The 26,563-nt window shown below is 71.2% G+C and carries 25 protein-coding genes, 2 tRNA genes and 1 pseudogene; 13 read left to right on the forward strand and 15 right to left on the reverse strand.

The genetic code is table 11. From position 1 onward, the window contains the following. Together HDR73_RS06765 and HDR73_RS06770 are read left to right on the forward strand one after the other, a co-directional pair. Nucleotides 1-105: pseudogene (locus HDR73_RS06765) on the forward strand (IS481 family transposase); the annotation flags it as partial. Between the two features lie 67 nt (nt 106-172). After that, a tRNA-Asn gene (locus HDR73_RS06770) sits at nt 173-245 on the forward strand. Nucleotides 246-350: 105 nt separating this feature from the next. Here the strand turns inward: HDR73_RS06770 and def are convergent. Further along, nucleotides 351-917 carry a peptide deformylase gene (gene def, locus HDR73_RS06775; RefSeq protein ID WP_012298945.1) on the reverse strand — a complete coding sequence of 189 codons (567 nt, stop codon included), beginning with the start codon at nt 915-917 and terminating at the stop codon, nt 351-353. Between the two features lie 39 nt (nt 918-956). On the opposite strand from def, the gene HDR73_RS06780 reads away from it, so the two are divergent. The 4 genes from HDR73_RS06780 to HDR73_RS06795 all read left to right on the forward strand — a co-directional run bounded on the left by HDR73_RS06780 (nt 957) and on the right by HDR73_RS06795 (nt 5,825). Continuing rightward, nucleotides 957-1,868: a DMT family transporter gene (locus HDR73_RS06780; RefSeq protein WP_012298946.1), complete on the forward strand. Its 912-nt coding sequence runs from the start codon at nt 957-959 to the stop codon at nt 1,866-1,868. Nucleotides 1,869-2,036: 168 nt separating this feature from the next. Beyond that, on the forward strand, nt 2,037-3,296 hold the full coding sequence (locus HDR73_RS06785; protein ID WP_012298947.1) for a glycosyltransferase: 1,260 nt from the start codon (nt 2,037-2,039) through the stop codon (nt 3,294-3,296). A gap of 12 nt (nt 3,297-3,308) precedes the next feature. Next, nucleotides 3,309-3,382: transfer RNA gene (locus HDR73_RS06790), tRNA-Ile, on the forward strand. A 250-nt stretch (nt 3,383-3,632) separates the two neighbouring features. Then, nucleotides 3,633-5,825: an acyltransferase family protein gene (locus HDR73_RS06795; RefSeq protein ID WP_041464523.1), complete on the forward strand. Its 2,193-nt coding sequence runs from the start codon at nt 3,633-3,635 to the stop codon at nt 5,823-5,825. A gap of 105 nt (nt 5,826-5,930) precedes the next feature. Here HDR73_RS06795 and HDR73_RS06800 read toward each other — a convergent pair whose 3' ends face one another. Further along, a complete protein-coding gene (locus HDR73_RS06800) occupies nt 5,931-6,935 on the reverse strand; it encodes a GDP-L-fucose synthase family protein (RefSeq protein WP_012298949.1) in 1,005 nt (334 codons plus the stop codon). Then, entirely contained in the window at nt 6,932-7,984 is a 1,053-nt protein-coding gene (gmd, locus tag HDR73_RS06805; RefSeq protein ID WP_012298950.1) for a GDP-mannose 4,6-dehydratase, read from the reverse strand. Before gmd ends, HDR73_RS06800 begins: the two co-directional genes overlap by 4 nt. A gap of 170 nt (nt 7,985-8,154) precedes the next feature. Here gmd and HDR73_RS06810 point away from each other — a divergent pair, with 170 nt between their 5' ends. The 4 genes from HDR73_RS06810 to HDR73_RS06825 are packed head-to-tail and all read left to right on the forward strand — an operon-like array spanning nt 8,155 to nt 12,657. Continuing rightward, the gene (locus HDR73_RS06810) at nt 8,155-9,441 is read left to right on the forward strand and encodes a glycosyltransferase family 4 protein (RefSeq protein ID WP_012298951.1); all 1,287 of its coding nucleotides are present in this window, start codon (nt 8,155-8,157) and stop codon (nt 9,439-9,441) included. After that, a complete protein-coding gene (locus HDR73_RS06815; protein WP_012298952.1) occupies nt 9,438-10,019 on the forward strand; it encodes an LbetaH domain-containing protein in 582 nt (193 codons plus the stop codon). The genes HDR73_RS06810 and HDR73_RS06815 overlap by 4 nt, the downstream gene beginning before the upstream one ends. Next, nucleotides 10,016-11,140, forward strand: coding sequence for a glycosyltransferase (locus HDR73_RS06820; protein WP_012298953.1), 1,125 nt, complete (start codon nt 10,016-10,018; stop codon nt 11,138-11,140). Before HDR73_RS06815 ends, HDR73_RS06820 begins: the two co-directional genes overlap by 4 nt. Then, nucleotides 11,137-12,657, forward strand: a complete 1,521-nt coding sequence (locus tag HDR73_RS06825) for an O-antigen polymerase (protein WP_012298954.1) — start codon at nt 11,137-11,139, stop codon at nt 12,655-12,657. The genes HDR73_RS06820 and HDR73_RS06825 overlap by 4 nt, the downstream gene beginning before the upstream one ends. A gap of 494 nt (nt 12,658-13,151) precedes the next feature. On the opposite strand, the gene HDR73_RS06830 is transcribed toward HDR73_RS06825, so the two are convergent. From HDR73_RS06830 to HDR73_RS06860, 7 genes are all read right to left on the reverse strand, one after another. Continuing rightward, nucleotides 13,152-13,547: a hypothetical protein gene (locus tag HDR73_RS06830; protein WP_012298955.1), complete on the reverse strand. Its 396-nt coding sequence runs from the start codon at nt 13,545-13,547 to the stop codon at nt 13,152-13,154. Then, entirely contained in the window at nt 13,544-14,455 is a 912-nt protein-coding gene (locus HDR73_RS06835) for a polysaccharide pyruvyl transferase family protein (RefSeq protein ID WP_041464525.1), read from the reverse strand. The genes HDR73_RS06830 and HDR73_RS06835 overlap by 4 nt, the downstream gene beginning before the upstream one ends. Nucleotides 14,456-14,505: 50 nt before the next feature. Next, nucleotides 14,506-15,600 carry a glycosyltransferase family 4 protein gene (locus tag HDR73_RS06840; protein ID WP_133064080.1) on the reverse strand — a complete coding sequence of 365 codons (1,095 nt, stop codon included), beginning with the start codon at nt 15,598-15,600 and terminating at the stop codon, nt 14,506-14,508. 68 nt (nt 15,601-15,668) lie between these two features. Further along, nucleotides 15,669-16,967, reverse strand: a complete 1,299-nt coding sequence (locus HDR73_RS06845; RefSeq protein ID WP_041464526.1) for an oligosaccharide flippase family protein — start codon at nt 16,965-16,967, stop codon at nt 15,669-15,671. Further along, nucleotides 16,964-18,529: a sugar transferase gene (locus HDR73_RS06850; protein WP_041464527.1), complete on the reverse strand. Its 1,566-nt coding sequence runs from the start codon at nt 18,527-18,529 to the stop codon at nt 16,964-16,966. Before HDR73_RS06850 ends, HDR73_RS06845 begins: the two co-directional genes overlap by 4 nt. A gap of 145 nt (nt 18,530-18,674) precedes the next feature. Further along, nucleotides 18,675-18,962, reverse strand: coding sequence for a hypothetical protein (locus tag HDR73_RS06855; protein ID WP_012298960.1), 288 nt, complete (start codon nt 18,960-18,962; stop codon nt 18,675-18,677). A 116-nt stretch (nt 18,963-19,078) separates the two neighbouring features. Then, complete coding sequence (locus HDR73_RS06860; RefSeq protein WP_012038298.1) at nt 19,079-19,282, reverse strand: cold-shock protein; 204 nt, start codon at nt 19,280-19,282, stop codon at nt 19,079-19,081. A 258-nt stretch (nt 19,283-19,540) separates the two neighbouring features. Here HDR73_RS06860 and HDR73_RS06865 point away from each other — a divergent pair, with 258 nt between their 5' ends. Then, nucleotides 19,541-21,211, forward strand: coding sequence for a bifunctional 3'-5' exonuclease/DNA polymerase (locus HDR73_RS06865; protein WP_041464528.1), 1,671 nt, complete (start codon nt 19,541-19,543; stop codon nt 21,209-21,211). A gap of 68 nt (nt 21,212-21,279) precedes the next feature. Here HDR73_RS06865 and HDR73_RS06870 read toward each other — a convergent pair whose 3' ends face one another. Beyond that, complete coding sequence (locus HDR73_RS06870; RefSeq protein WP_041464529.1) at nt 21,280-21,465, reverse strand: hypothetical protein; 186 nt, start codon at nt 21,463-21,465, stop codon at nt 21,280-21,282. 96 nt (nt 21,466-21,561) lie between these two features. On the opposite strand from HDR73_RS06870, the gene HDR73_RS06875 reads away from it, so the two are divergent. Beyond that, nucleotides 21,562-22,425 carry a DUF1684 domain-containing protein gene (locus tag HDR73_RS06875; protein WP_012298963.1) on the forward strand — a complete coding sequence of 288 codons (864 nt, stop codon included), beginning with the start codon at nt 21,562-21,564 and terminating at the stop codon, nt 22,423-22,425. A gap of 1 nt (nt 22,426) precedes the next feature. On the opposite strand, the gene HDR73_RS06880 is transcribed toward HDR73_RS06875, so the two are convergent. Then, a complete protein-coding gene (locus tag HDR73_RS06880; protein WP_012298964.1) occupies nt 22,427-23,029 on the reverse strand; it encodes a PadR family transcriptional regulator in 603 nt (200 codons plus the stop codon). 263 nt (nt 23,030-23,292) lie between these two features. On the opposite strand from HDR73_RS06880, the gene HDR73_RS06885 reads away from it, so the two are divergent. Then, nucleotides 23,293-23,811, forward strand: coding sequence for a DUF3145 domain-containing protein (locus tag HDR73_RS06885; RefSeq protein WP_041464530.1), 519 nt, complete (start codon nt 23,293-23,295; stop codon nt 23,809-23,811). Between the two features lie 93 nt (nt 23,812-23,904). Here the strand turns inward: HDR73_RS06885 and HDR73_RS06890 are convergent, their stop codons facing one another. From HDR73_RS06890 to HDR73_RS06900, 3 genes are all read right to left on the reverse strand, one after another. Further along, a complete protein-coding gene (locus tag HDR73_RS06890) occupies nt 23,905-25,146 on the reverse strand; it encodes a beta-ketoacyl-[acyl-carrier-protein] synthase family protein (protein ID WP_012298966.1) in 1,242 nt (413 codons plus the stop codon). Nucleotides 25,147-25,225: 79 nt separating this feature from the next. Beyond that, entirely contained in the window at nt 25,226-25,474 is a 249-nt protein-coding gene (locus tag HDR73_RS06895; RefSeq protein WP_012038305.1) for an acyl carrier protein, read from the reverse strand. Between the two features lie 53 nt (nt 25,475-25,527). Then, nucleotides 25,528-26,541 (reverse strand): beta-ketoacyl-ACP synthase III, encoded by a 1,014-nt coding sequence (locus HDR73_RS06900; RefSeq protein ID WP_049791911.1) that lies wholly within the window; start codon nt 26,539-26,541, stop codon nt 25,528-25,530. Nucleotides 26,542-26,563 lie beyond the last annotated feature (22 nt).

Genomic DNA, 26,563 nt, shown 5'->3' on the forward strand with positions numbered 1-26,563 from the left:
CACCGCGCCGACGCGCTTGACCCCTTCATCGAGCACTACAACACTGAACGAATCCACTCAAGCCACGGGCTCACGCCCGCGGCCCGAGTGTCACCAACGTCATGACCCAGTACAGCTAGGTGAGCGGAGGCGCCCGGATTCTTTGCTACGCTTTCCAGGTTGCTCCACGTGATCCTCGATAGCTCAATTGGCAGAGCAGCCGGCTGTTAACCGGCAGGTTGTTGGTTCGAGTCCAACTCGGGGAGCGAAGGCCTCGCGGCTCCACCCGCGGGGCCTTTTACTTTGCCCGGCGCGCGGTGCGCGCGTCCCAGCCGGCGCAGTCTCCCGTGCGCGGCCCGGTGCCCCCGCCCTCAGTCCTCGAGGTGGTCGCGCCCCGGCAGCCAGGAGTTCCCGGGCACGCCCCAGCCGCTCTTGCGGATCACCTTCGCCACCGGCTTCCGGTGCTCGTGCGCGAGCCGGTCGGTGTAGAGCAGCCCGTCGAGGTGGTCGTACTCGTGCTGCAGGATCCGCGCGAACCAGCCGGCGGCCTCGATCTCGTACGGGCGGCCGTCGAGGTCGACCGCGCGGAGGATCGCCCGGTCGGCGCGCACCAGCGGGAAGCGCTCGCCCGGGAAGGACAGGCAGCCCTCCTCCTCGGTGTCCTCGTCGGCCTCGCGCACGGCGACGGGCGTGATGAAGAGGTCGGGGTTCACGGCGACGCCCCGCAGCGGCTCGCCGTCGTCGGTCTCGTAGGAGTACACGAACACGCGGAGCGGCACACCCACCTGCGGAGCCGCGAGGCCCACCCCGGGCGCCTCGTCCATGGTCTCGTACATGTCGGCCACGAGGCTGCGCAGGTCGTCGTCGAACGCCTGCACATCGCGGGCCGGGGCGTGCAGGACGGGGTCTCCGGTGATCCGGATGGGGAGGACGGCCATGCTGCCGATGATAGGCGGGCCGCCGGGTAGGGTCGGGGCGTGCCCTTCGACGCCAGCCCCGTTCTCCAGGCCGCTTCGTTGACCCCGTACCAGGCGCTCGGCATCCCCATCGCGCTCGTGGGCGCCGTGTTCCTGTCCCTGGGCGCGCAGCTGCAGTCGCAGGGCGTCGCGAAGATGGAGGCGCGCGGGAAGAAGAGCACGTCGGGCCTCAGCCTCCGCCAGCTCGGCGCGCTGCTCGGCCGCCCGTCGTGGGTCGCCGGCACCGTGATGCTCGGCCTCGCCATCGTGTTCCAGCTCGCGAGCCTGCGCCTCGCGCCGCTCATCGTCGTCCAGCCGCTCGGCGCGGTGGCGCTCGTGGTGACGGCGATCCTCAACTCCCGCGCCACGGGCAAGCGGCTCGACCTCAAGGCCAAGCGGGCGGTCGCCCTCTGCATCGGCGGCGTGGGCCTCTTCGTGGTCTTCGCGGCCGTCTTCGCCAAGGAGACGCCCATCCGCACGCCCGAGCTCATCACCATCCTGGTGATCCTCGCGATCGTGCTCGCGCTGCTGGGCGGCCTCTTCCTCTACTTCCGCCGGCACGTGCGCGCGATCTTCTACATCATCAGCGCGGGCGTGCTCTACGGCTTCGTGGCGACGCTCGCCAAGGTCGTCATCAACCGCCTGACGACGGGCGACTTCGATGTGCTGACCGCGGTCTGCATCGTGGCCCTCGTCGCCGCGACGCTGCTCGGCGCGTACTTCGTGCAGACGGCCTACTCGTCCGGCCCGCCCGACCTCGTCATCGCGGGCCTCACGGTGGTCGACCCGCTCGTGGCCGTCTGCATCGGCGTGACCGTCCTCGGCGAGGCCGCGGACGCGCCGCTGTACGCCGGCGTGGCCTTCCTCGTCGCGGGCGCGGTCGCCGTCACCGGGGTGTTCCAGCTCGCAAAGCACCACCCGCACGCCTCCTGACCCGGCCGACGACCGAGCAGCCGGCCGCCCGGCGGCGGCTGCCGTGACCCCGGTGCGCCGTCGGCCCGCCGCCGGGCCCGTGCGATACGTTGCTCTGCGACACCCGGCCCGCGCCGCACGGATCCACGTGACGCGCGCCGGACGCCGACACCACTGGAGAGACACTTCTTGCCGAACACCTCAGGGCAGACCCCGCGCGAGCCGATGACCTCCGGTCGCCCCCTGCGCATCCTCATCGGCGCGGACACCTTCCCGCCGGACGTAAATGGGGCCGCGCGCTTCGCCGAGCGGCTCGCGGGCGGCCTCGTCCGACGCGGCCACGAGGTGCACATCGTGGCCCCGGCGGCCAGCCGCAAGCACGGCACGTGGACCGAGATCCACGACGGCCAGGAGATGACGGCGCACCGCCTCCGCAGCTACCGCTGGTACCCGCACGACTGGCTGCGCTTCGCCCAGCCCTGGTCGGTCAACCGCGACTCCGCCCGCATCCTCGACGCGGTCCAGCCCGACGTGGTGCACTTCCAGTCGCACATCCTCACGGGCCGCGGCCTCAGCATCGAGGCCGAGAAGCGCGGCATCCGCATCATCGGCACCAACCACTTCATGCCGGAGAACATGCTCCAGCACACGCTGCTGCCGGTCGCGTGGCAGGACAAGGCCATCTCCATGGCGTGGAAGGCCGCGCGTCGGACGTTCGGCCGGGCCGAGGCCGTGACTACGCCCACGCGTCGCGCCGCGCAGTTCCTGGAGAAGTACACGGGCCTCCAGGGCGTCATCGCCATCTCCTGCGGCATCGACGCCGGCAACTACACGCCCGACTTCTCGCCGCGCACCCGGAACCGCATCGTGTTCGTCGGCCGGGTGACGGGGGAGAAGCACATCGACGTGCTGCTGCGCGCCTTCGCGATCCTGCCTGCATCGCTCGATGCCGAGCTCGAGATCGTCGGCGGCGGAGACCAGAAGACGGCGCTCGAGAAGCTCGCCGTCGATCTCCGCATCGCCGACCGCACGACCTTCGCGGGATACGTCACGGACGAGGAGCTGCGCCGCGCCTACACGCGCGCGACCGTGCTCGCGATGCCGAGCATCGCCGAGCTGCAGTCCATAGTGACGATGGAGGCGATGGCCTCCGCGCTGCCCGTCGTCGCCGCCGACGCCATGGCCCTCCCGCACCTCGTGCACGACGGCGAGAACGGCTACCTCTTCCGCCCCGGCGACGTCGACGACCTCGCGACGAAGCTGCAGCGGGTGCTCGAGCTGCCCGAGGAGGAGCTCCAGCGCATGAAGCGCGAGAGCCTCGCGGTGGTCGCCACGCACGACATCGAGCGCACGATCTCGACGTTCGAGAGCCTGTATCGTGGCGAGTCCGTAGACGCGCCGGTCACGGACGAGGCACGCGGACACGCGGACGGCTCCGGCTCCGTCTAGTCCGCTCGCCGCGGGGCGGTAGCTCAGCTGGTCAGAGCAGCGGACTCATAATCCGTCGGTCATGGGTTCAAGTCCCATCCGCCCTACTCCCGCATGGTCCCGCGTCCCGCGACGGCGTCGCGGGACCACGGCACCGAGCGCACCCCTCGGACTGGGGTCCGCCGTCGCCATAGCACGACGCCGTGCGGACCGCCACGGCGATGTCCCCTCGATTACCATGGGTATCGAAATCACCCCGGTCGCGGGGGCCCCGAGGGCGACCGACGACCGCCACCGGCCACCCGCCGACGAGGCGCCAGTGCGCGCGTCGGGCCCGCCGCCACCCGCGAGGACCTGATGACGAGCACGCGACCCACACGCACGAGCCGATCCACGACCGTCGCGCCGGAGGGATCCAGCACGAAGTCGTTCCGCGGCGACATCCAGGGCCTCCGCGCCCTCGCCGTCATCTCGGTCATCCTCGACCACCTGCTCGCCTGGCCGTCCGGCGGCTTCCTCGGCGTCGACGTTTTCTTCGTGATCTCGGGCTTCATCATCACGTCGCTCCTGCTGCGCCAGCACGACAAGCTCGGCCGCATCTCGTTCGCCGACTTCTACCGCAAGCGCGTCAAGCGCATCCTGCCGGCCTCGACGGCCGTCCTCCTCGTCACGGTGCTCGCGAGCTGGATGGTCTTCCTCTCCGGCCGCGCCTCGGCGATCGCGTGGGACAGCGTCGCCGCGTTCTTCTTCGTCGCCAACTGGCGCTTCGCCGCGACGGACACCGACTACTGGGCCGCGGACAGCGCCGTCTCGCCCGTCCAGCACTACTGGTCGCTCGGCGTGGAGGAGCAGTTCTACGTCGTCTGGCCGATCCTCCTCACGCTCGGCCTCGCGCTTTCGCTGCGCTTCCGGGGGCCGGGCCGATACCGCGGGATCCTCACCGCCATCCTCCTGATCGTCACCATCGGATCGTTCGCCTGGGCCATGGCCGACACCGCGGGCAACGCCGCCATCGCCTACTTCTCCACGCTCTCCCGCGCCTGGGAGCTAGGGATCGGGGCGCTCCTCGCCGTCGCCACGCCGCTGCTGCGCCGCATCCCGGACGCCGCGCGGCCGGTCATCGCGTGGGCCGGCCTCGCCGTCATCGCCTACGGGCTCTTCGCGCTGAGCAGCGCGTCGCCCATCCCCGCGCCCGGATCCGCGATCCCCGTCGTCGGCGCCGCGCTCGTGATCGCGGGCGGCACGGGCGGCGCGCAGCGCTTCCTCTGGCCGCTGACGAACCCGGTGTCGCGCTACCTCGGCGACATCTCGTACTCGCTCTACCTCTGGCACTTCCCCGTCATCGTGATCCTCGCGGCCGTCGCCGACACCGCGGACCTCGGCTACCCGGTGATCGTGCTCGTGCTCACCCTGGGCCTCTCGGTGCTCTCGTACCACGGCCTCGAGGACCCGATCCGCCGCTCGCACTGGCTGGAGCCGGGTGCCGCCGCACGCCGGAAGAAGCGGCGCGCGCGCCGCCGCCCGGGGTTGGGCGCGTCGACGGGCACGAAGGTCGCGGCCCTCGGCACGGCCGCGCTGCTGACGGTCACCTTCATCAGCCTCGCCGTCGTCCGGCAGCAGGAGATCCAGGAGGCGTCGCGCCTCGCGCCGGGTCCCGCCGCGTCCGGCGAGGAGGACCCGACAGACCCCGCCGTGCTCGCCGCCGGCGACCTCGGCGCGCTGCAGGGCCAGATCCGCGACGCCCTCGCCGCGACGAGCTGGCCCGCGCTCGACCCCGCGATCGACGGCCTCGAGAAGTCCGCCGTCCCCGTGGAGGACGGCCAGGGCTGCGGCCGCACCGACGTGGACAACCCCCGCTCCTGCTCCTTCGGCGACAGCCGGAAGCCCACGATCATGGTGCTCGGCGACTCGACGAGCATCACGCTGCTGCCCACCGTGCGCGCCATGTTCGAGGCGACGCACCACATCCGCGGCCTCACCTTCGCGGGCTGCGCCGTCATGGACGTCGAGTGGGACTTCCCGGACGCCTCCACCAAGAGCGGATGCCTGGACTTCCGCACGCAGGCCATCGCCGCCATCCAGGAGGAGAAGCCCGAGATCCTGTTCGTGAGCAACAGCTACGGACAGATCCTCAAGCTCGCGTCGAAGGCGACCGGCGACGACGCCGTGGCGGAGTGGTCCGAGGGCGTGCAGAGCACGGTCGGCCAGGTGCGCGACAGCGTCGGCAAGGTCGTGCTCGTCTCCTCTCCGCCCACCGGCCAGCCGCTCGAGACCTGCGCCACGAAGGTCTCGACGCCCGCCGACTGCCAGGCGTCGATCCCCGGCGCCTGGAAGGTGGGGGACCGCGCGCAGCAGGACGCGGCCACCGCGCTCGGCATCGCCTACCTCGACACCTCGTCTCTGTTCTGTTGGGAGGAGACCTGCCCGTCGTTCGTCGGCAGCACGCCGACGAAGCGCGACAGCGTGCACACCACCCCGCAGTACGCGGCCGTCATCACGCCGGCGTTCCGGCAGATGCTCGACGAGGCGCTGGCGGGCGTCCCGGCCTGATCCGCGACCGCCCGCGGGACGCATCCGCGGGACGCATCCGCGAGGCGGCGCACGACGACGGCCGCCGCGCGGATGCGCGACGGCCGTCGGTCCGAGCGGGAGCGCCTACTCCCGGAGCGTCTCGATGTGCTCCCGGTACCACGCGACCGTGGAGCGCAGGCCCTCGTCGAGGCCGATGGACGACGTCCACCCGGCGTCGGCGAGCTTCGACACGTCGAGCAGCTTCTGCGGCGTCCCGTCCGGCTTCGAGGTGTCCCACTCGGTGCGGCCCTCGTAGCCGACGACGCGCGCGATGGTCTCCGCGATCTCGCGGATCGTCACGTCGGTGCCCGTGCCCACGTTGACCTGCTCGGGCCCGTCGTAGTGCTCCAGCAGGTGGAGGCACGCGGCGGCCATGTCGTCGACGTGCAGGAACTCGCGGCGCGGCGTGCCCGTGCCCCAGTTCGTCACCGACTCCGCGCCGGACGCGCGCGCTTCGTCGTAGCGGCGGATGAGCGCCGGCAGCACGTGCGAGCCCTGCGGCGAGAAGTTGTCGCCCGGGCCGTACAGGTTCGTCGGCATGGCCGAGAGCCACGGCAGCCCGTACTGGCGCCGCACGGCCTGGATCTGCATGATGCCCGCGATCTTCGCGATCGCGTAGGCGTCGTTGGTGGGCTCGAGGTGACCCGTGAGCAGGCTGTCCTCGGTGATCGGCTGCGGCGCGAGCTTCGGGTAGATGCACGAGGAGCCGAGGAACAGCAGGCGGTCCACGCCGTGCGCGAGCGCGGCGTCGAGCACGTTGACCTGGATCCTCAGGTTGTCGCTGAGGAAGTCGACCGGGTAGGTGCTGTTGGCGAGGATCCCACCCACCTTCGCGGCCGCGAGCACCACGTGCACGGGCTCCTCGGCGGCGAAGAACGCGAACACGGCGTCGCGGTCCTTGAGGTCGAGCTCGGCCGAGGTGCGGCCGACGACGTCGGTGAAGCCCTCCGCCTCCAGCCTGCGGACGATCGCCGAGCCGACGAGGCCGCGGTGGCCGGCCACGTAGACGCGCGCCGATCGGTCGAGCGGCGCGGGCGTGAACGCGACGGCGTCGCGTTCGTCGGCGGCAGACGCGGGGGCCGCGCTCACGCCTCGACCGCGGTCGCGTCGGCCGTGCCCCAGCTCGCGAGCCGCACGGTGTCGATCCACGGACGCCCCTCGGCCTCGAGCGCGGCGATGTCCGCGTCGACCATGATCCGGGCGAGCATCGTGGTGTCGACCGTGGCCTTCCAGCCCAGCTTCTCGTGCGCCTTCGTGGCGTCGCCGACGAGCGCGTCCACCTCGGTGGGGCGGAGGTACCGCGGGTCGAACCGCACGTGGTCGGACCAGTCGAGGCCCGCGTGCGAGAACGCGGTCTCGAGGAAGTCGCGGACGGTGAAGTTGCCGCCGGTGGCGAGCACGAAGTCGTCGGGCTCGTCGGCCTGCAGCATCCGCCACATGCCCTCGACGTACTCGGCCGCGTAGCCCCAGTCGCGGATGCTGTCGAGGTTGCCGAGGTAGACGTGGTCCTGCTTGCCCGCCTTGATGGCGGCGACCGCGCGCGTGATCTTGCGCGTCACGAACGTCTCGCCGCGGCGCGGGGACTCGTGGTTGAACAGGATCCCGTTGACGGCGAACATGTCGTACGCCTCGCGGTAGTTCTTCGTGATCCAGAAGCTGTAGAGCTTCGCGGCGCCGTACGGCGAGCGCGGGTAGAACGGCGTGGTCTCGCTCTGCGGCGGGGGAGTGGCCCCGTACAGCTCGCTCGAGGAGGCCTGGTAGAAGCGGGTCTCGATGCCCGACAGGCGCACGGCCTCGAGCAGGCGGATCGTGCCGGTGCCTGTCGTGTCGGCGGTGTGCTCGGGCTCGTCGAACGAGACGCGCACGTGCGACTGGGCGGCGAGGTTGTAGACCTCGTCGGGCTGGATCTGCATCATCAGCGTCGTGAGGCGCGAGCCGTCGCTCAGGTCGCCGTAGTGGAGGAAGAGCTTCGCGCCGTCCTCGTGCGGGTCCTGGTACAGGTGGTCGATGCGCGACGTGTTGAACGTCGACGAGCGGCGGATGAGGCCGTGGACCTCGTAGCCCTTGGCGAGCAGAAGCTCCGCCAGGTACGAGCCGTCCTGCCCGGTGATGCCGGTGATGAAAGCCTTCTTGGCCATGGATCCCCCCAGATTCTCATGCGATGCGACGCGATGGCGGCGGGGCAGTCGCCCGGCGCGGCCGTCCGTCCGGTCGAATCTAACGTGACCGCGGCTCCCGGAGGCAATCGGGGTACGACGCCGCGCGGTCCGTTAACGACATCGAAACCTCGAGGCACCAGAATGGGCCCATGGGGGAATTGAGCACGACCGACGCTGCGCGCACGCAGACGGCGGACCTGGGGGGCCTCACGGTCTGCCTGGTCGGCATCAACTACTGGCCGGAGACCACGGGCATCGCGCCGTACACGACCGCGATGGCCGAGGCGCTCACCGACGCGGGGGCGTCGGTGCACGTGGTCACCGGGATACCGCACTACCCGCAGTGGAAGCTGCAGGACGAGCGGTACGCCGAGGGCAGGCGCTGGGAGGAGATGCGCGACGGCGTCCGCATCACCCGCGTCCGCCACACCATCCCGGAGACGCCGGACCTCGCGGGCCGGGCCAAGCTCGAGGCGAGCTTCCTGCGGGGCGCCCTCCGCGAGGTGCGCCGGGACACGAGCGAGGTCGTCATCGCGGTCACGCCGTCGCTCGCGGGGCTCGCCGCCGGCGCGCTCGGGCGGGGCCGCCGTCCGTTCGGCGTGCTGGTGCAGGACCTCACGGGCAACGCCGCGGGCGAGTCCGGAACAACAGGAGGCCGCGCCTCGCGCCTGATCGCGACGGGGGAGTACGCGCTCCTCCGCCGGGCCGACCGCATCGGCGTCATCACGCCCCGCTTCGGCGACCTGCTGATCCAGCAAGGCCTGCCCGACGCGGCCATCTCCGGGCTCCCGAACTTCACGCACATCAGGCCGGTGGACGTCTCCACCGCAGCGGCCCGCACCCGGCTCGGCTGGACGCGGGACGCGTTCACCGTCGTCCACACCGGCAACATGGGCATGAAGCAGGGGCTGGAGTCGGTCGTCGAGGCCGCCCGCCTCTCGGACGCGCGCGACCTCGGCATCGAGTTCGTGCTCGTGGGCGACGGCAACCAGCGGGCCGCCCTCGAGGCGCAGGGCGCGGGGATCCGCTCGCTCCGCTTCGTCCCGCCGCTCGACGGCGACGACTACCCGTACGCCCTGGCCGCGGCCGACGCGCTGCTGCTCAACGAGAAGCCCGGCGTGCGCGAGATGAGCATGCCGTCGAAGCTCACGTCGTACACGAGCAGCCGGCGCCCGATCATCGCCGCGGTGGAGGACGGCGGCATCACGGAGAGCGTCGTGCGCGAGCACGGGGCGGCCGCCATCATCCCGCCGGGCGATCCGGAGCGGCTGCTGCAGGCGGCGCAGGACCTCCGCTGCGACACCGACGCCGCCGAGGTCCTCACCACGGCTGCCCAGCGGATGTACCAGAACCGCTACTCGCCCGTCAGCGCCCACGCGAGGTACGTCCGCTTCGCGCAGTCGCTCTCCACCCTGGGGGCCGGGGTGCGCGCGTGACGGCGGCACCCGATCACTCGACCGACGTCCCGGTGATCGACCTGTCCCTCGCCCCCGGCGAGCACCAGGCGTGGGACCGCCCGAAGCGCACCGTCTACCTCTGGGCCGTGGTCGAGCTGCTCCTCGTCACGAACCCGTGGCAGATCAGCTCGTCGCTGCGCGTCCGCGCGCTCCGGGCGTTCGGCGCCGAGATCGGCGACGGCGTGGTGTTCCGGCCGCGCACGCGGGTGAAGTTCCCGTGGAAGCTGCGCATCGGCGACCGCTCCTGGATCGGCGAGGGCGTCTGGTTCCACAACCAGGACCACATCACGGTGGGCCACGACGTCGTCCTCTCGCAGGAGACGATGCTTACAACGGGCAGCCACGCGCACCGGCGCGACATGGCCCTCATCACGCGCCCCATCGTCATCGAGCCGGGCGCGTGGATCACGTCGCGCTGCCTGGTCCTCGGCGGCGCGCACGTGGGCCGCTCGGCGCTCGCCCGGCCGATGACCGTGGTCGCGGGTGACGTCCCCGCCGACGCGATCGTCTCGGGCGCGGACTGCGCCGTCGTCGGCTCGCGGTTCCGCGCATCGTGACCCGCCGACTGCGCATCGCCCACGTACTTCCCTTCGTCTCGGAGGACGGCGCGTTCGGCGGCCCGGTGGCCGTGGCCGTGGAGCAGTGCCGGGAGCTCGCGCGCCAGGGGCACGGTGTCGTGCTCGTCGTGGGGTGGGACGGCGAGGTGGACCTCGGGGTGGACGGCGTGGACGTTCGCCTCTTCCGCGCGCACGCGATCCCCGGCCTCGGGTTCAGCGGGCTGGTCTCCCCGGCGATGATCGCCGGGCTGCGCCGCCACGTACGTGAGTTCGACGTCGTCCACATCCACCTCGGCCGGCACCTGCTGGCCCTCGCCGCCGCCGAGGTCTGTCGACGCGCGGGCGTCCCCTACGTGCTGCAGACGCACGGAATGGTGACGGCCGACGCTCGCCCGAAGTCGCGGATCCTGGACGCCGTCGCGGTCCGCCGTGTGCTCGCGGGGGCTCGGGCCGTGCTGGCCCTCACGGATGCCGAGGAGGAGGCGCTCGGCGTCGTATCCCGGTCCGGCGCGCACGTCGTGCGGATCCGCAACGGCGTGGCGCCGGTGTCGGTCGAGCGGCATCGCGACCCCGACGCTGTCCCCGAGGTCTTGTTCCTCGCGCGGCTGCATCCCCGGAAGCGCGTGCTCGCGTTCGCCGAGATGGCGGCGCTCCTCCACGAACGAGGCTTGCGGGCGCGCTTCACCGTGATCGGCCCCGACGAGGGCGACCTCCCCGCGCTGACGGACTTCATCGCCGCGCGTCCTGGCCTGCCTCTGGTCCACGAGGGGAGCATCGCCCCCGGTGCCTCCAGCGAACGGCTCGCAGCGGCGGACGTCTACGTGCTCCCGAGCGTCCGCGAGGTGTTCCCGATGACGGTCCTCGAGTCCCTGGCCGTGGGGACGCCCGTCGTCCTCACCGACGACTGCGGCATATCGACGGAGCTCCGCGACGCGGGCGCGGCCCTCGTCACCGCCGGCGCACCGTCCGACCTCTCGGACGCGGTCGAGGCGATCCTCGGCGCGTCGACCCTCCGACGCTCGCTCTCCGAGGGCATGCGACGGAGCCTGGACCACGACTTCGGTATCGCGGCCGTCGTCTCGACCCTGCTGCCCGCCTATGCCGATCGGAGCACCCCATGACCGAGACGCCCTCACGTCGACCCGCCGTCGCACCTCCCCGGTCCTCCACCTCCGGGCCGATGGTGGCCGGCAGCGCGGCGTCGACGGCCAGCAGCCTCACCGCCACATTGCTGATCATCGCGTTCTGCGGCTTCGTTCCCCTCGCCGTGTTCGCCACCGTGCCGTACCCGACCGACCGTGCGGTCCCCCTCGAGGTGGCCGGGGCGCTGCTCATCCTGCTGATCAGCGGAACCCGCCTCGCGATCGTGATCGGCTCCGGTAGGCAGACGCTCTTCACCTTCGCGTTCTGGCTCTTCGCCTATGCGTTCATCGCCGTGCCCGCATTCGCGCAGATGCTCACCCGGCGTTTTCCGGGGACGACGCCGAACATCGAGGTCGAATACGACCTGACGGCGCTGGGGGTCGTCCTGGTGGGTCTCGGGGCCGCCATGTTCGGCGCGCTCATCGCGCGGAGGGTGCGTCCGCACCGGAGCGACCAGCAGATGCGCGCGGCCGCATTGCCACGATGGTCCTTATCCCGGAACCGCATCGTCATCCTTGCCGTGATCGGTTTCGCTGCCTGGGCATACTTCGTCGGACGGCTCGGCCCCGCGACGTTCTTCTCGAGCAGAGACGAGATGGCCGCAGCACGCAGCATGGCGTTCTCCGACCCGGCGACGTCCACCATCGTCGCCTCGGTCGCCACGCTTCCGCTCCTCGTCTGCGTGCACGCCATGACGCGCTTCCGTCGGGCTCAGCCTCGTGCGACGGGCACGGCCCGCGACTTCACCCTCATGCTGCCTGCTGCCCTCCTCGCGGTGCTCTTCGCCATCAACGTCGTCACATCATCGAGGTACCTGTTCGGAACGATGGCCTTCAGCCTGCTGGTCCTCTTCGGGGGCTTCGCCACCCGTCGGCGCGCGAGGCTCTCCATGGGCGCTCTCGTGTTCCTCCTCCTTGCGGCGTTCCCCCTCTTCTCGATCTTCCGACGTGCGACCGCGAGCACCACTTCCCAGCTCGGCGCCGCCGCGTTCGTCAACAGCGGGGACTATGACTCCTTCGCCCAGATCATCAACTCCGTTAACTACGTCGCCGACGAGGGGGTCCTCTGGGGCACGCAGCTGCTCGGGCCCTTCGTGTTCTGGGTGCCGCGCGCGGTGTGGCCGGACAAGCCCATCGACACCGGCGTGATGCTCGCCCAGTTCCGCGGGTACAACTTCGAGAACCTGTCCGCTCCGTTCTGGTCGGAAGCGTTCCTGAGCGGTGGGTGGGCAGGGGTTGTCGTGCTCTTCCTGCTCCTCGGCTATGTCCTCAAACGCGCCGACGCGCGGTCGGGAGCCTCGCTCGACAAGGCGGGGGTCTTCGGCATCACCACCGCGATCCTCTCCTTCTACATGCTCATCCTCCTGCGCGGCTCGCTGCTCCAGGCGACCAGCACGCTGGCGGTGATCCTCGTGAGCATCCTCGTGGTCGCCCGGCGGGACGCGATAAAACCGACAGCGGCCAGCGGGTCGGGTACCCGTCGGCCAATTTCCTGAGGTGTGCCCCTGAAGTCGATGGGCATGTGAGGCGATTTGTCCCGGGACCCGGACTAGCCAGGCGATGACGGCCCGCGGTGACGGTGGCACCATGGCCGTCTCCGATTCCCCGAGATGCCGGGATATCCGCAGCTGTCACGTGCACGGCAAAGTTGCAGGCGCCCCAGGCGGCGTCTCGCGGACGCGATGCTCTATGTCGGGTCTTAAAGGGTTCGACTCGAGATTCTTGAATGCACCTCGCCGCCGTACGCGATGCCAGCAGTGAGGCGCCGAGTATTTGGATACCGCCGGTCGACTTGGTCAACGAACGATGACCGGTGAGTCGGCCCGTCCCTGGGAACGGACGGCATCCCCTCGTCATGACGATCAGCAGCCGACGCGAGAATGCAGCACACGGTAGCCCAACTCTCCTCTGACGCACGGGGCATCGCAGATGCCATCGGGCCCTCTCGCAGGGCGACTCCGTTGACGCGCGCCCGCCCCTCGCGGGCGCGCTACGCCGTCTTAACAGGTGAGGCGAGCACGCCCACCGAGGCAAGGCGGGCGGCGAGCACGAACGTCGATCGGGGCCCTCCCCGTGACACGACGAGGTCCGACACACCCTCGTTGAGCAACGTTCGACGCCAGCGCCAGGGCTCCAGAAGGGCGCCGAGGCGGAGCCGCAGGGACCCGCGGGAATCCGTGACGCTGAACTGCCGGTGGATGATGACCGGTTGACCGCCCAGCGCAATCACGTCCTCGTACTGCTCGGAAGTCCTCACGAGGACGATGCCGAAACGCGAGACGCGCAAGCGCTCGTCTTCGTCACGGCCCCGGTCGATGTCCCACTCGGACGGGAGCGCGCGCGCGAGCACGTCACGCCGGGACGGAGCGAGATCGACGCGGCTCATGACAGCTTCCAATCGGCGGTCCAGGCGGAGATGGCCTCGGTCGGGAGCGCGATCTCCACCACCCTCCCTGGCGTCAAGGACGCCTCGATGTCGCGGAACGAGTTTCGCGAAGGAGCATGCAGCCCCACGGATCGGCTGATCTCCCGCGCGCGGTTGTCGATGGCGAGGATGAGGCTCGGAACCCCTCGCTGCATGGCTCGGATGCCCCCGTGTAACCGGAGGCCGACATACGCCGTCCCTGGCTCGTCCAGCGCGGCGTCGAAGGCCGACAGCGACGCGTCGACGAAGGACGCACCCGGGCCGACAAGCTGTTCAATGTACCGACGGTCGCCCGGTCCCTGCGGCCAGAAGAGCACCTCGAACCGCTCCGCCAGCAGGTCCACCAGGCGCTTGTCGGCGAGAGGGTCCTGGTTGTAGTCGGTCAGCGTGACGATCACGCGCTCCTGCTCCGCAGGCAGGGTCTGGGTGTCGACGTCCCACAGCGTCGGGCAGGAGAGATGGACGGCTGAGATCCCGGCCGCCTGCAGCCGACGGGCGGAGTACTCGTCGCGTACCGCCCAGGTGCGGCCGCCCGAGAGGGCGCGCATCCACCGGGCCGAGACGGGATCGATGCCCGCGAGCTGGTACTGCCACCAGCCGGCGCCGAACACGGTGAGCTTGCCCTTCGTCAGCTGGATGTCGTCACGCGGCCACTCCCAGCTGGTGCGGAAGCGCATGTGGTCCGACAGGAGGTTGGTCCCGCAGACCACCACCTCGTCGGCCTTGCGGAGCGCGTCCCGCGACGTGTCCGTGAGTGGCCCGTGCATCGGGATGACGGTGACGTCCCCGTGGCGGTCACCGAGCCGTCCGATGAACTGCCGGTTCACGGCGTCCGAGATGATCTGATCTCCGAGATTGGTCGATGCCATCCCCGGATCCACTACGACGACTGTCATTCAATTCCCCCCTATTGATGCTTCTAATTTATTGCATGCCGTCGGTATTCGTCGACCGCGCGCCTGCCGACGGCATCCCACGTCCCGACGGACGACGCCCACGAGCGGGCCCTCCGGCCCAGCTCCCAGTCGCCGTCGACGCGCTCGAGCGCCGACGCCAGCTCGCCCTCCGCTGCCACCAGGTCGACGACGCCGAGGATCCCCTCATCCCCGAGCTCGTCAGCGGCGTGGATCGAGCGCGATATGAGACTCGGGACGCCCGCCGCCAGGGCCTCGAGCAACATGATGCTGCACGACTCCCAGCGAGACGGGTGGATGTAGGCGCGACAGGTGGTCAGCAACTCGTTCTTCTCCGTCCCCCCGACGTGGCTCCGCAGCTCGACGGACCCCGTCAGCCCCTGAGCCGCGACCGACGCCGCGATGCGCGCGCGCCCGCCCCGGAAGTCCGGTCCCGCGAGGACCAGGCGGGGGCGCGGCTCGGGGAGCCGCGCCCATGCGTCCACCAGGTTGTCGAGGCCCTTGTGCAGGACGTCGAAACGCCCGATCCACAGGAAATGGTCGCCGCCGCCGCGCCACGCCTCGCCATCGGGCACGGGATCCGCGCCGTTCGGGACGGTCACGAAGCAGGAGATGCGTGGCTCGATCGCGCGGACGACGTCCTGCTCTCCGGCGTAGAACACGTGCACGGCATCGGCCATGCGCAGGACCAGCCGGTCCAGGTGCCGGCGCAGGCCGAGCACGTCCCTCTGGTTCTCCACGATCTGACGCTCGTAGACGCCGTGCGGCATCACCACAAGGCGGGCACCACAGAGCTTCGCCACCAGCGCGGCCACGACGTTGCTCAGAACCCAGCCCTCGTGGATCACCAGCAGGTCGCCGAGCCGCAGCTCGCGGAGCAGCCCCAGGGGCACGTACGACCCACGACCGCGTCCGAGGTGGGCGATCGACCGCGTGAGCGGCGACGGTTGCCGATGGCCACGGCCAGCTGGTGGCTCCGCGCAGAGGATCCGCGCGTCCCAGCCGGCGTCCGCCGCGGCGCGGGCCCAATGGTCGATCGAGTCGGTGACGCCGGAAGGGTGCTCTAGGTATCGGGCGTAGTAGTGGTGGATGCGGGTCATGCGCACGGGTCTCCTCCGGCGGTTGGTTCGGTGGGACGACGGGTGATGGGCGGGCGGGCCGCCCTGGATCAGGAGTTCGACTCGCGTCGGATGATGAACATCAGGAGCCGGAAGAACAGCACGACAGCCTGGACGGCGTAGGACGCCGCGAGCCCCAGCGCGGCCCCCACGGCACCCATCGTCAGGGCGCCCAGCGCCACGCCCAGGAGGCAGGCGATCGTGCTGACCACCGCGGTGCCGGCGACGAAGTGCTTGCGTCCGACGGCGAGCAGCAGGGTCGAGAGCAGGCTGGCCGCGGACGCGAATACGAGGCCGACACAGGTGATCTGCAGGGCCACGATGGCACCGCTGTACTCAGGGCCGAGGAACACGGGGACGGCCCAAGGGACGACGACCGCCCCACCGCCGTACAGCAGGGCGAAGCCGGCCGTGGCCGCGACGACTAGCTTGAGGAGTCCGCCGATGTTCGACGAGTCGCGCTTGGATGCGGCCGGCAGCAAGATCGTCGCGAGCGAGTTGGGCAGGATCCGCAGGGGGTTGGTGAGACGAGCGGACGCCGCGTAGAAGCCGGCCTGTGCCTGCCCCGCCACGATGCTGGTGATCGCGACGTCGAGGTTGCGCGCCTGGCTGGCCACCGAGTCAATCCAGTACGGATACGACATCCGGACCAGTGCGCGGACCGTGGCCGGGGTCCCGGGCACGAGCCGCTTCGCGACGAACACGTGCGCGAACAGCCAGGAGAGCAAGGCGCCCACAGCGAAGCCGACTGCCAGTGCGAGCACCGGCTCCATCGGTGAGAAGCGCGTGAGCAAGACGAAGATCACGAGGCTACCCAAGCGGCGCAGTACTAGGTTCGTGACATTGATCCAGGAGTCGCCGTCGGCCAACACGACCCCGAGCCAAGCGTCGGCGTTGCGCTCCGCCGCCGCCCACACCGCGAACGGGAGCAGCAGCCAGTAGTCCGGGTCCACGGTCATGGCGAGCAGGATGCCCATCACGAGGAGTAAGAGCGACATCGCGAGCGAAAGCACGTTGTTGAGCTTGAGCGCCCTGGTGACGATCCCGTCGCGGGCGTCGCGGGCGCGCTCGCGCACGATGAGACTGGGGAGGCCCAGATCGAGGAGGGTCTGCGGGATGGTGATCACGCCGTAGGCCGCCGAGAAGAAACCGAACTCGGCGGGCGAGACCTCCCGCACGAGGAGGAGCATCGTCGCGGCTTGGATCAGCGCCGCGAGGATCTTGCCGCCGGACACCCACGCGAACTGCAAGCCGATGCGGTCCCGCCGACCGCCTCCGGGGGGCGGGGCGGCTCCCTCGTCGCCGGCGATGTGCGGGCCCCTGTCCTCGATCGTCTCGCTCCCGCTCAATACGCCCCCTCACGCTGCAGCACAGCCCGCGCCGTCTTCCACAGGATGACGAGATCCCCGACGATCGACCAGTTCTCCACGTAGTAGAGGTCGAGCCGCACGCTGTCCTCCCACGACAGGTTCGACCGGCCGCTCACCTGCCAGAGCCCCGTGATGCCCGGCTTCACGAGGAATCGACGGTGCACCTTCGTCTCGTAGGCCTCCACCTCGCGGGCGAGCGGCGGGCGCGGGCCCACGAGCGACATGCTGCCGTTGAGGACGTTCACGAGCTGCATCAGCTCGTCGAGGCTGTAGCGGCGGAGGAAGCGCCCGATCGGGGTGACCCGCGGGTCGTCCTTCATCTTGAAGAGCACCGAGTTGCCCGCGTCGCGCGACTGCTTCTCGAGCTCGAGCAGACGGGCTTCCGCGTCCGTGACCATCGTGCGGAACTTCAGCATCTGGAACGGGCGACCGTTGATCCCGACCCGCTCCTGCCGGAAGAGCACGGGCCCCGGCGTGCTGAGCCGGATGGTGATGGCGATGGCGAGGAACAGGGGGGAGGCGACGACGAGGATCAGCGTGCTCGCCACGATGTCGAACGCCCGCTTCGCGAAGAGCTTGGTGCCCTCGTAGCGGGGGGTCTCCACGTGGATGAGGGGCAGGCCCGCGACCGGGCGGGTGTGGATGCGGGGACCGCCGATGTCGGTGAGGCTCGGTGCCACCACCAGGTGCTGGCGTCCGGGTTCCAGCGACCAGCTGAGCTCGCGGATCCGCTCCGGGGACAGCTCGTCGTTGCTGGCGATGACGATGGTGTCGGCGTCGACCGCGCGCATGGCGGCCTGCAGGTCGTCGAGCTTGCCGAGCACGGGGATCCCGGTGCCGGGCAGCGTGGCCGCGATGACGCCCGAGGGGATGCACGCCCCGACCACGTGGTAGCCGGCGTAGGGCTGGCGGGCGAGCTCGCGGGCAAGGAAGCCCGTGGACGCCTCGGATCCGATCAGCAGCACGCGGGACGAGTAGCGGCCCTTGGCGCGCTGCACGTTCAGCCACTGCCGCCACATCCAGCGGCTGAGCACGAGCGTCACGAGTCCGAGCGGCAGCGCGATGATGATGTAGCCGCGCGCGAAGTCGATGCGGCCGAGGAAGGCCACGATGGCCAGCAGCCCGAACAGCCGCACGGTGGCGTCGAGGATCAGCCGGTACTCCTGCGGCCCCGTGCCCAGCACGCGGTAGCCGCGGGTGCCGTACAGCCCGAGCGCGACCATCCAGCTCGCGATGATCACGAGCGAGATGAGCGAGTAGCTCACGGCGACGCCCTCGTAGTCGCCGTTGAAGGCGACGTCGGAGGTCTCGAAGCCGAACCACGCGATCTGGACGCCGAAGACGACCCAGACGAGGACGAGGAGGTCGGTGACGACGAGGCCGATCGCGTAGGTGCGGCGCCAGTCGTGCGCCCGCAGGCCGTCCGCCTCGGTGAGCGGGCCGGCGTCCGCGCGCACCCCCTTCGCGGCCCTGTCCGTCATGCTCCGTCGCGTGCCGGTCTCCCGTGCGTCCGCGTCGTGCGTGGCCTTCTGTTCGATCATCGTCCCCCCAAGCCGATGGTGCATCCCCCTGAGGCGCCGTCGGCTCTTGGGATCGAGACTACAGGCGTTGCCGGCGATGCTCGGTGGCGCGTCCGTGATCGGCCCCGCAGGGCGACCGTCGGGGGACAGGAGGGGACCAGGCGGATCAGATCCGCGTCCAGGTGCCCCCGTCGCGGCGGGTGATGCTGGCCCGGGGGATCTCGACGAGCTCGGCGGCACGACCCCGGACCGCGCCCGCGATGCGCTCGGCCGCCGCGTCGTCGTCGGCGGTGAAGCGCACCGTGAGCCGGGGTTCGCCGCGGACGACCTGGATGTCGTTCGCCTCGAGGGTGGCGATCCGGGCGGCCTCGTCGTCGGCGGCCGGGAGGACGGCGGCGGGATGGGCGCCCGGTCGGAGCGCGCCGACGGTCATGGTGATGCGATAGGAGGGCACGGTCCATGGTCTCGCACGCGGAGGCGCGCCTTAAATGGAGAACGGCCCCGACCACATGGTCGGAGCCGTTCTCGGAAGCTCAGCGTGCTGCGCTCACCAGGGGCGAGCGGGTGGCATTAGAGCGGGCGGATGTTCTCAGCCTGGGGGCCCTTGGGGCCCTGGGCGACCTCGAACTCGACCTTCTGGTTCTCGTCGAGCGACTTGTAGCCGCCCGTCGCGATCGCGGAGTAGTGAGCGAACACATCCGCGGTTCCGTTGTCGGGAGCGATGAAGCCGAAGCCCTTTTCAGCGTTGAACCACTTGACGGTGCCTGTTGCCATGACGATATTTCCTTCAAAAAGAGATGCATCGATCCCGGGACCCGGGACCGCGGGTCGCCTACCCTCGTGACCCCTCCGGCGGACCGGGCGGATCGTGAGAACCTGACGACTTGTGTCCAACCCTAGCGGGTGAAACCGCGTGAGCGGGGGATGCAGGCAGATTCTCCTGCGGTGTTTCCCTCCGTGACGCCATTAGAGGGGGGCGGCGAGGAGCGCGGGCGGCGGCCGGACGTCGGACGCGCGCGCGATGATGAGGGCATGCACATCCTGGTCGCGCGGACGCCTTCCGGCGTGCGACTCGTCGACCTCGACGCGACCGGGACCGTCACGGCCACGCGCGACGTCCCCTCCGCCGAGTGGCCGGCGGTCGCCGCCGCGCGCGAGCGCACCGACCCGGCACCGCGCTGGGTCTGGGACGACACCGCCGTCTGGGCGCGCACGCTGATCGCCGCGGGTGTCCGCGTCGCCCGCTGCCACGACCTCCGGCTCAGCCACGCGATCCTCCGGCTCTCCACGCAGACGGCCGACAGCGCTCTCGCCCGGCTGCCGGCTGGCCCGTGGGACGCGGCCGCGCCGGCCGAGCGGGAGCCCTCGGCAAGCGCCACGCTCTTCGACGACCTCGACGCGTCCGATGGTCGCTCGCCGGACGAGCTGGTGGCCGAGCTCCGCCTGCAGCTCGAGGCGATCGCGGGCAGCGCCGAGTCCGGCCGGCTGCGCCTCCTGCTCGCGGCGGAGTCGGCAGGGGCCCTCGTGGCCGCGGAGATGTCCGCCGACGGGCTGCCGTGGGACACCGCCGTCCACGACGCGCTCCTGGTCGACCTGCTCGGCGGACGGCCCGCGCACAGCGGCGCGCCTCCCGCGCTCCTGCGGCTCGCGGCGCGGATCCGGGAGATCCTCGCCGCCCCCGACCTCAACGTGGACAGCCCGCCCGACGTCCTGCGCGCGCTGCGTCGCGCCGGCGTCGACGCCTCGAGCACCCGGCAGTGGGAGCTGCAGGAGATCGACCACCCCGTCATCGCGCCGCTGCTGGAGCACAAGAAGCTGTCGCGCCTCCTCACCGCCAACGGGTGGACGTGGATGGAGACGTGGATCCGCGACGGCCGCTTCCACCCCGAGTACGTGCCCGGTGGCGTCGTCACCGGACGCTGGGCCGCCAGCGGCGGCGGGGCCCTGCAGCTGCCCCGGCAGATCCGCTCCGCCGTCCGCGCGGATCCGGGCTGGAGGCTGGTCGTCGCCGACGCGGCGCAGCTCGAGCCGCGCGTGCTCGCCGCGCTGTCGGAGGACCGCGCCATGGCCGACGCGGGTCGCGGCACCGACCTCTACCAGGGCCTCGTCGACGCGGGCGTCGTGGACACCCGCGCGCACGCCAAGGTCGCGATGCTCGGCGCGATGTACGGCGCGACCTCCGGCGAGAGCGGCCGCCTGATGCCGCGTCTCGTCCGGGCGTACCCGCGGGCCACGGGCTACGTGGAGCGCGCGGCGCGGGCCGGCGAGAGCGGGGGCGTCGTGAGCACCCGGCTCGGCCGCTCCTCGCCGCCGCCCGGCGACGCGTGGGTCGACGTGCAGCAGATCGGCCGCGCGGGCGAGGCGTCCCCGTCGGACGCCGCCCGCGCCCGCACGTCCGCCCGCGACCAGGGCCGCTTCACCCGCAACTTCGTCGTCCAGGGCAGCGCCGCCGAGTGGGCGCTGTGCTGGCTCGCCGGGCTCCGGCGCCGACTGGCCGCGCTCGAGCGGCCGGGGTCACGCCCGCACCTGGTCTTCTTCCTGCACGACGAGGTCATGGTGCACACGCCGGACGACCGCGTCGACGAGGTGCGGGCTGCGGTCGCCGACGCCGCCGCGGAGGCCGGACGCCTGCTGTTCGGCGATGCGCCGGTCGACTTCCCCGTGACGATCGCGGTCGTCGACGACTACGCGCAGGCCAAGTGAGCCGCGCCCGGACATGACGACGCCCGGCCCCTCAGGGGACCGGGCGTCGCGGTGTCATGGGGGAGGGATCAGCCGCCGGAGGCCACGTCGCCCTTGTGGTCGTCGCCCTCGCTCGTGTTGCTGCCGGAGCCGTCGGGGGTCGACTCGTCCGAGCCGCTCTCCGTCGTGACCGAGGAGGAGGCCTCGGTGTGCTCCTCGGCGTGCGTCGTCGTGCCGTCGTCGTCGGTCGCGGTGCTCTCGTGATCTGTGCTCATGGTCCGACCGTACGCTCGCCGTGCACCACGGGGAACCCCGGTCGGCGGACACGCGGCAGACTTGGCCGGGACCCCGATGGCCGCGAGGATGGGACCATGACCGATCCCGCCACCGTCGCGCCCGCTCCCGCTCCCGCTCCCACCGATCCGGCGGAGGTCCTCGCCGTCTACCGTTCGCGGCGTGAGCAGATGGTGGTCATGCCCCAGGGCAACCTGGCCCTCGTCAACACGCAGTGGATCTCCCACGACGCCGCACCGCAGCCCGTCTACGGCATACCCGGCACGTGGTCGCCCCTCGAGCCCGGCGTCTCCGGCCTCCGGGTCCAGGCGACCGCGGCGGACGGCCTCCGCGTCGACGGCGTGCTCGTCGACGGCGAGGCGATCGTGCGCGGCCGCGACGATCCGCAGCCCTCGTCCGTCGTCGCCAGCGACACCGTCTCGGCGTTCGTGATCGCGAACGAGGAGGGCACGTACGCGCTCCGCGTCTGGGACGCCGAGTCCGACGCGATCCGCGACTTCGGCGGCATCGACGCGTTCCCGTACTCCGAGGAGTGGGTCGTGAAGGCCGACTTCACGCCCATCGAGGGGGGCCGCGCGATGGGCTTCGAGCACCTCAAGGACGACGGAGCGACGAAGGACAAGGTCGTGCCCGGCGAGATCACCTTCACGAAGGACGGCGTCGACTACGAGCTGGCCGCCTTCCGCGAGGGACGCGCCCTCCTGCTGGTCTTCTCCGACGCCACGAGCGGCGAGTCGACGTACGGCGTGGGCCGGTTCCTCATGGTCGCGCCGTCGCCCGACGGCACGATCACGCTGGACTTCAACCGCGCCTACCTGCCCCCGTGCGCCTTCAGCTACAACTTCAACTGCCCGATGCCGCCCAAGCAGAACCGCTTCGCCGTCCCCATCGAGGCGGGGGAGAAGAACGTGCTCGCTCAGGGCGGCGGCCTGCTGCACTAGGTCAGTCGGCGGATCCACCGGGAGGCCGGGCGGGACGGCCGCGACGGGGCGCCGTGCCGAGACCAACGGGCCGTGCGCCCGTCGCCCGTGCCTCGCCGATCCGGCGCTCCGCCGCGTCGAGGAACGCGAGGCGGGCACGCACCTGAGCCTCCTGCGCATCCACGGCGAGGAGCCGCGCGATCACGACGTCGTCGCCGACCGCCTCCAGCTCGGACCGCGCACGCGCGAGTTCGGCCGCCGCGGCGCGCGAGCTCTCCCGGTGGATGCGCACGACCTCGGCTGCGTCGGCCCCGGGCAGCGACAGCGCGAGGGCGACCTTGACCAGCAGCTCGTCGCGCGGCCCGACGGTGCCGACGCTCGCCGCGAGCCAGGCCTCGACCTCCGCGGTACCCGCCCGGGTGATCGTGTACGGCACGTGCCCTGCGTCGTCGGTGGCGCCCTTGACAACGAGCCCGTCGCGCTCGAGCCGGTCGAGCGTGTTGTAGATCTGGCCGACGTTGAGCGGGGCAGCGGTGCCCGTGCGTCGCGAGAACTCCGTCCGCAGCTGGTAGCCGTAGCAGGTGCCCTCCGTGAGCACGGCGAGGAGCGCGTGCCGTACCGACATGCCCGCCTCGCCTCCCGGCCCGGCGGGCCGACACCTGGAGCATAGGCATTCCCGGCATGCATCCCGGTCGGACCCGCCGTGGCCTCGGAAGCCGACGTCGCGACCTGCTGCGGCGCGTCGCGACCCGCATGTTGCCCGCGCACAGGATCACCCGTCATGATGGGACCCGTCGGCGCTCGCGCCGGCCGCACCGGCAGGTGTGGAGCTCGTCCATCGCACGCAGATCGTTGGGGAAGACGCATCTGATCGGATGGAGGAGACCCATGGAAGCACCCGTCGCCAACTCAAGACCGGCTCGAGGAGTGCTCTACGTGCACTCCTCCCCTCGCGCGCTCTGCCCCCATGTCGAATGGGCCGCCGGTCGTGCGCTCGGTCACGCCGTGAACTTCACGTGGGACCCGCAGCCGGTGCTGAACGGTGCCATGCGCGCCGAGTACTACTGGGAGGGCCCGGAGGGCTCGGGCGCTGCCATCGCCAGCGGGCTCCGCGGCTGGGAGCACCTCCGCTACGAGGTCACCGAGGACGCCGGCCCCGGCCGCGACGGCGGTCGTTGGATGCACACGCCCGACCTCGGCGTCTTCTTCGCGCAGACCGACACGGCCGGCAACACCGTCATCCCGGAGGACCGCATCCGGTACGCGCTCGACGTCGCCGGCTCCAACACGCTGGAGCTGCACCGCGAGCTGCGCCTCGCCATGGGCCAGGCCTGGGACGACGAGCTCGAGGCGTTCCGCCACGCGAGCGACTTCAGCCCGGTCGTCTGGCTGCACAAGGTCGGCTGACCCGGGAACGACGCCCGGCGCGCGGCTCCTCCCCGCACGCCGCACGACGAGAGGCCCCGACCATCATGTCGGGGCCTCTCGTCGTGCGTGCCGCTAGACGCTGCGGAACGCGATGACGGCGTTGTGCCCGCCGAAGCCGAACGAGTTGCTGATCGCGAGCAGGTCGGCGTTCCCCAGCGAGCGGGGCGACGTGACCACGTCGAGCGCGATGTCCGGGTCCTGCTCCGTGAGGTTGATCGTCGGGGGAGCGGTGCGCTCCGCCAGCGCCTTCACGGTGAAGACGGCCTCGATGGCACCCGCGCCGCCGAGGAGGTGGCCCGTGGACGCCTTCGTGGCGCTCACGGGGATGCCGTGCACGGCGGCGCCGAACACGCGCTCGAGCGCCTTGTACTCGGCGATGTCGCCGACGGGCGTGCTCGTCGCGTGCACGTTGATGTGCGAGACGTCCGAACGCGAGTAGCCGGCGCCCTCGACGCTCTGGATCATGGCGCGCGCCGCAGCCGTGCCCTCGGGGTCCGGGGCCGTGATGTGGAACGCGTCGCTGGTCACCGCGCCGCCCACGAGCTCGGCGTAGATGCGGGCACCCCGGGCCTTCGCGTGCTCCTCGGTCTCGAGGACGAGCGCCGCACCTCCCTCGCCGAGCACGAAGCCGTCGCGCGCGATGTCGTACGGGCGCGAGGCGCGCTGCGGGTCGTCGTTGCGCTTCGACAGCGCCTGCATCGCGGCGAACGACGCGATGGGGAGCGGGTGGATGGACGCCTCGGAACCGCCGGCGACGATGATGTCGGCGCGTCCCGCCTGGAGGTGCTCGTACGCGCTGGCGATGGACTCGGTGCTGGACGCGCAGGCCGAGACGACGGTCTGGATGCCGGCGCGTGCACCGAGGTCCATGCCGACCGCTGCGGCGGGCCCGTTGGGCATGAGCATGGGGACGGTCATGGGCAGGACCCGGCGAGGGCCCTTCTCGCGGAGCGTGTCCCAGGCGTCGAGGAGCGTCCAGACGCCGCCGATGCCGGTCGCCCAGTCCACGGCGAAGCGCAGCGGGTCGACCTCGGGGGATCCGGCGTCGGCCCACGCCTCACGCGCGGCCGTGAGCGCGAACTGGCTGGACGGGTCGAGGCGCTTGGTCTCGATCCGCTGCATCACCTTGGAGGACGGCACCTTGGCCTGCCCGGCGAAGGTGACGGGGATCTCCCACTTGGCGACCCAGTCCTGCTCGAGCGTGCTGATGCCCGACTCGCCGCGGAGGAGCGCCTGCCAGGTGTCCTCGGCTGTGCCGCCGAGCGGAGACGTCGCACCGATGCCGGTGACGACGATCTTCTTGGGGGTGGTCATGCGTGGCGTCTCCTCGACGTCGGGAACAGGGGAGGGAGATGGCCGGCCCCGTGAGCGGGACCGGCCATGCTCCGCGCGGTCAGGACTGCGCGTTGGTGATGAAGGTGACCGCGTCGCCGACGGTCTTGAGGTTCTTGACTTCCTCGTCGGGGATCTTGACGTCGAACTTCTCCTCGGCGTTGACGACGATCGTCATCATCGAGATCGAGTCGATGTCCAGGTCGTCGGTGAACGACTTGTCCATCTCGACGGTGTCGGTGGCGATCCCGGTCTCGTCGTTGACGAGCTCGGCCAGGCCGGCCAGGACTTCTTCGGTGGACAGTGCCATGTGTATCTCCTCGTGGTTCGTGATGACCGGAACAGCTTATGGGGCGGTGGGGCTCAGGGCAGGACGACGACCTGCGCGCCGAAGACGAGTCCCGCGCCGAACCCGATCTGGAGGGCGAGGCCGCCGGAGAGCGACGGGTCCTCCTCGAGCAGGCGGTGGGTGGCGAGCGGGATCGACGCGGCGGAGGTGTTGCCCGTGGTGGCGATGTCGCGCGCGATGGCGACGGACTCGGGGAGGCCCAACTGCTTCGCGAACTCGTCGACGATGCGCATGTTGGCCTGGTGCGGGATGAAGGCGGCGAGCTGCTCCGGGGCGACGCCGGCACGGTCGAGCGCCTCCTTGGCGACCTTGACCATCTCCCAGACGGCCCACCGGAAGACCTTCTGACCGTCCTGGCGGAGCGTCGGCCACGCAGATCCGTCGCGCATGCTCTTCAGGGTGCCGGTCATGCCGACGGCGTCCCAGTTCGAGCCGTCGGATCCCCAGACCGTCGGCGAGATGCCGGGGGTGTCGCTCGGGCCGACGATCGCGGCGCCGGCGCCGTCGCCGAGCAGGAACGAGATGGAGCGGTCGGTCGGATCGACGATGTCGGACAGCTTCTCGGCGCCGACCACGAGGACGTATTCCGCGAGGCCCGACCGGATGAAGGAGTCGGCCTGCGCGATGCCGTAGGTGTATCCGGCGCACGCGGCCGAGATGTCGTAGGCGGGCGCGGGGTTCGCGCCGATGCGGTCGGCGAGGAGCGCCGCCATCGACGGCGTCTGCACGGTGTTGCTCACGGTGCTGACGAGGACGATGCCGATCTGCTCCGGACGGATGCCCGCCTTCGCGATGGCCTCGAGCGACGCCGTGGTCGCGAGGTCGACCGCGTCGACGTCCGCGCCGGCGCGCTTGCGCGTGATGATGCCGGTGCGCTGGCGGATCCACTCGTCCGAGGAGTCGATCGGGCCGACGAGGTCGTCGTTCGGGACGTCGAGCTCGCCGCGCGCGGCACCGAGCCCCCAGATGCGGGTGAAGCGCTCGACCACGGGCGCGGTCTGGATGGTGGGGCGGGGCTGGTCGGTCATGGGTGCCTGTTCGGTGTCGGTG

The organism is Clavibacter sp. (assembly GCF_014802555.1).
GTDB lineage: Bacteria > Actinomycetota > Actinomycetes > Actinomycetales > Microbacteriaceae > Clavibacter > Clavibacter sepedonicus.

Coding starts and splice junctions, on each gene's coding strand:
- def (WP_012298945.1), bottom strand. CDS start 917: ATGGCCGTCCTCCCCATCCGGATCACCGGAGACCCCGTCCTGCACGCC.
- HDR73_RS06795 (WP_041464523.1), top strand. CDS start 3,633: ATGACGAGCACGCGACCCACACGCACGAGCCGATCCACGACCGTCGCG.
- gmd (WP_012298950.1), bottom strand. CDS start 7,984: ATGGCCAAGAAGGCTTTCATCACCGGCATCACCGGGCAGGACGGCTCG.
- HDR73_RS06810 (WP_012298951.1), top strand. CDS start 8,155: ATGGGGGAATTGAGCACGACCGACGCTGCGCGCACGCAGACGGCGGAC.
- HDR73_RS06825 (WP_012298954.1), top strand. CDS start 11,137: ATGACCGAGACGCCCTCACGTCGACCCGCCGTCGCACCTCCCCGGTCC.
- HDR73_RS06830 (WP_012298955.1), bottom strand. CDS start 13,547: ATGAGCCGCGTCGATCTCGCTCCGTCCCGGCGTGACGTGCTCGCGCGC.
- HDR73_RS06835 (WP_041464525.1), bottom strand. CDS start 14,455: ATGGCATCGACCAATCTCGGAGATCAGATCATCTCGGACGCCGTGAAC.
- HDR73_RS06840 (WP_133064080.1), bottom strand. CDS start 15,600: ATGACCCGCATCCACCACTACTACGCCCGATACCTAGAGCACCCTTCC.
- HDR73_RS06850 (WP_041464527.1), bottom strand. CDS start 18,529: ATGATCGAACAGAAGGCCACGCACGACGCGGACGCACGGGAGACCGGC.
- HDR73_RS06860 (WP_012038298.1), bottom strand. CDS start 19,282: ATGGCAACAGGCACCGTCAAGTGGTTCAACGCTGAAAAGGGCTTCGGC.
- HDR73_RS06865 (WP_041464528.1), top strand. CDS start 19,541: ATGCACATCCTGGTCGCGCGGACGCCTTCCGGCGTGCGACTCGTCGAC.
- HDR73_RS06870 (WP_041464529.1), bottom strand. CDS start 21,465: ATGAGCACAGATCACGAGAGCACCGCGACCGACGACGACGGCACGACG.
- HDR73_RS06875 (WP_012298963.1), top strand. CDS start 21,562: ATGACCGATCCCGCCACCGTCGCGCCCGCTCCCGCTCCCGCTCCCACC.
- HDR73_RS06880 (WP_012298964.1), bottom strand. CDS start 23,029: ATGTCGGTACGGCACGCGCTCCTCGCCGTGCTCACGGAGGGCACCTGC.
- HDR73_RS06885 (WP_041464530.1), top strand. CDS start 23,293: ATGGAAGCACCCGTCGCCAACTCAAGACCGGCTCGAGGAGTGCTCTAC.
- HDR73_RS06890 (WP_012298966.1), bottom strand. CDS start 25,146: ATGACCACCCCCAAGAAGATCGTCGTCACCGGCATCGGTGCGACGTCT.
- HDR73_RS06895 (WP_012038305.1), bottom strand. CDS start 25,474: ATGGCACTGTCCACCGAAGAAGTCCTGGCCGGCCTGGCCGAGCTCGTC.
- HDR73_RS06900 (WP_049791911.1), bottom strand. CDS start 26,541: ATGACCGACCAGCCCCGCCCCACCATCCAGACCGCGCCCGTGGTCGAG.